This window comes from Vibrio sp. V42_P2S4T144 (assembly GCF_009904715.1).
In the GTDB taxonomy this organism is placed as follows: Bacteria; Pseudomonadota; Gammaproteobacteria; order Enterobacterales; family Vibrionaceae; genus Vibrio; species Vibrio alginolyticus.
Genome location: NZ_WXWS01000231.1, coordinates 1 through 2,518, shown reverse-complemented (window position 1 = coordinate 2,518; position 2,518 = coordinate 1). Strand labels below are relative to the sequence as shown.

Genomic DNA, 2,518 nt, shown 5'->3' with positions numbered 1-2,518 from the left:
ATATAGGCCATAACAGCCTCAAAGCCGTAGTACTTAAACCCACAGGCAACAATTACGCTCTGTTGGGTTACAAAGAAATATTACTAAAGGAAGGTATTGTCGCTGAAAATAACACCATAAATCATCAAGAAATTGTAAAGACCCTCAAGCAGATAAAAAAAGAACTGCCTTTTGGCGCTAAAAAAGTTGCGATTTCAGTTCCTGATAACTCGGTAATTAGCAAGAAACTGCAAATAGAACAAAATCTTGAAGAGAGTGAAGTTGAGTTTGCAGTGATACAAGCCTTTTCTCATCAATCGCCATTCCCTGTCGAAGAGCTGAGTTTAGACTTCGTTCGTCTTCGCGCTGAGGGCGGGCAGAGTGGCAGTGATAGCTATCAAGTGTTTGCGACAAGAAAAGATGTGGTAGAAGGCCGAGTCGATGCATTACAAAAGTCCGGACTAAAACCTGTTTTAGTGGACGTGCATTCGCAAAGCCTTGGTCATATCTGGAAGCTCACCGCCGATCGCTTTCCTGACAAAAACAAATACTGCTTACTCGATATTGGCACCTTATCGAGCTCCTTCACCATGTTTACCGAACAAGGTGAACTGTTTCACAAAGAGTTTGCTTACGGCACACGCGGAGTAAACAGCGCTTCTCCAGTCGATTTTCTGTCCGATGATGCTCAGGAGAAAACAGAGCTGTTTAACCGTCAAATCGTAGAGCGAGTAAAGCGCCAGATGCAGCTCTATACCTCAATCAATGGCTCACAAAACATCAAGGGTATCTGGTTATCAGGGGAAGGGGCCTCCACTCCCATGCTCGCAGAGGAGTTGTCTCAACAATTGTCGTTAGAGTGTGAATTGCTAAATCCGCTAGGGCTATTTGAGATGAAGGTGTCTAAGCGTAAGCGTCGTGCTGTGGATTGGCAGCATTTCTCAACAGCAGCCGGACTGGCCGTTCGTGGCATTCATTGGCTAGGAGGCGCCCGTGCTTTATCGCATTAATTTACTTCCTTGGCGAGAGAATCAAAGAGAAGAGCACCGACGTCGTTTCATCAGTTTGGTCGCATTAGGCATGTTGGTCGCTGTTGGCATCCAGTGGGGTATTGGAAAGTTTTTTGAGTACCAACAAGATCAACAACAGGAGCGGCTCGATTACCTCACTCACTACATTGCCGAACTCGACCAGCGTATTGAAGCAATGAAAATTGCAGAGCTAGAGCACAGCAAAATCCTCGAACGTCTAAAGGTCGTTGAAGGTTTACAAAACGGACGAAACAAAACGACCGAGTTCATGAACTTAATGCCTGCCGTTATCCCTGAAGGTGTATATGTCGACAAGATCAAAATGAATGATCTGGAAATTGAGATCTCTGGGATCTCTGATAGCACTCCAAAACTTGCCACGATGCTGGACAACATGGAGCGCTCGGCCAAGTTGAACGACGTAGAAATGCATTCCATCGTTCACGGCAAAGCCCGTTTTGGGAAAGAGTTTCAAACATTCAAAGTGTCTTTCATGTTCAAAGTAACGGAGAAGAAATTGGAGGCTCAACGTGGTTGATTGGCAGGATCTCGAAATAGATGAAATGGCCGAGTGGCCATTGTTGCCCCAGATTGTAGTAATCGTGCTTCTGATCATGGCGATTCAAGGCTTAGGTTATTGGTTTTACCTTAAACCGAAAGAAGAACAGTTGAATCACTTGATTCAGCAGGAGCAGACACTCAAGGTGGCATTGAAGATCAAAGCGAACAAAGTGGCAGCGTTGCCTCAGCTTCAATCTCAATTGGATGAACTTACCACTCGTTACGAGTTATTACTGCAACAACTGCCTGCGCAAAAAGAGCTGGCTACAATGCTCGCTTCAGTGAATGAGCTTGGCATCGACAATAAGCTGACTTTCACCCGAATCGACTGGGGCGAAAAACAATCAGAGCACTTCCTTTATCGTCTTCCTTTAAACATAGAGTTAACGGGCGACTTTCATGACATCGGCCATTTTTCTCAGGCAATAGCGACGCTACCTCGAATCATCACGTTTAAAGATGTGACTTGGCAACGTGTCAGCCAAGAGAGCGAAACCCTGCACTTTCGGGTGCGCGCTAACACCTATCAGTTTAAGCCGGAGGAGACGAAAAATGACAAGTAAGTCTTTGTTGTTGGTATTGATGGGTTCTCTATTGATGGGCTGCCAGGCGAATGATGAATCATTGACGGATTTTATTCGAGGAGTGGAAACACAGGCGCGTCGAGAGGTCGAGAAGCTTAAGCCCGCAGACAAGTATGTTGCAGTCACGTACGCACCGGAAGTACAGCGTGCACCCTTTGAATTACCCAAAGAAGCCACCATCGCGACTCAGCCAGTTGCAAGAAAAGATTGTTGGCAACCGCCCTCAAGAAGGCGAACTGGCAAATTAGAAAAATTCCCATTAAGCCAATTACGTTTGAAAGGGGTCATGGGCATGGATAACACGGTTTCTGGCCTCGTTCAGGCTCCCAATGGCACCGTCTATAAAGTTAAGCCGGGTCAATA

General features: G+C 45.9%; 4 protein-coding genes. All 4 read left to right on the top strand.

What is annotated here, in order from left to right; genetic code table 11:
• Window positions 1–2: 2 nt before the first annotated feature.
• Window positions 3–989: a type IV pilus biogenesis protein PilM gene (gene pilM / locus CAG68_RS08135; RefSeq protein ID WP_337250507.1), complete on the top strand. Its 987-nt coding sequence runs from the start codon at window positions 3–5 to the stop codon at window positions 987–989.
• On the top strand, window positions 973–1,548 hold the full coding sequence (locus CAG68_RS08130; RefSeq protein ID WP_054579557.1) for a PilN domain-containing protein: 576 nt from the start codon (window positions 973–975) through the stop codon (window positions 1,546–1,548). Before pilM ends, CAG68_RS08130 begins: the two co-directional genes overlap by 17 nt.
• Window positions 1,541–2,134 carry a type 4a pilus biogenesis protein PilO gene (locus tag CAG68_RS08125; protein ID WP_005382767.1) on the top strand — a complete coding sequence of 198 codons (594 nt, stop codon included), beginning with the start codon at window positions 1,541–1,543 and terminating at the stop codon, window positions 2,132–2,134. Before CAG68_RS08130 ends, CAG68_RS08125 begins: the two co-directional genes overlap by 8 nt.
• A partial coding sequence (locus CAG68_RS08120; protein ID WP_161440991.1) for a pilus assembly protein PilP occupies window positions 2,124–2,518 on the top strand: 395 nt, incomplete at its 3' end. The genes CAG68_RS08125 and CAG68_RS08120, both read left to right, overlap by 11 nt.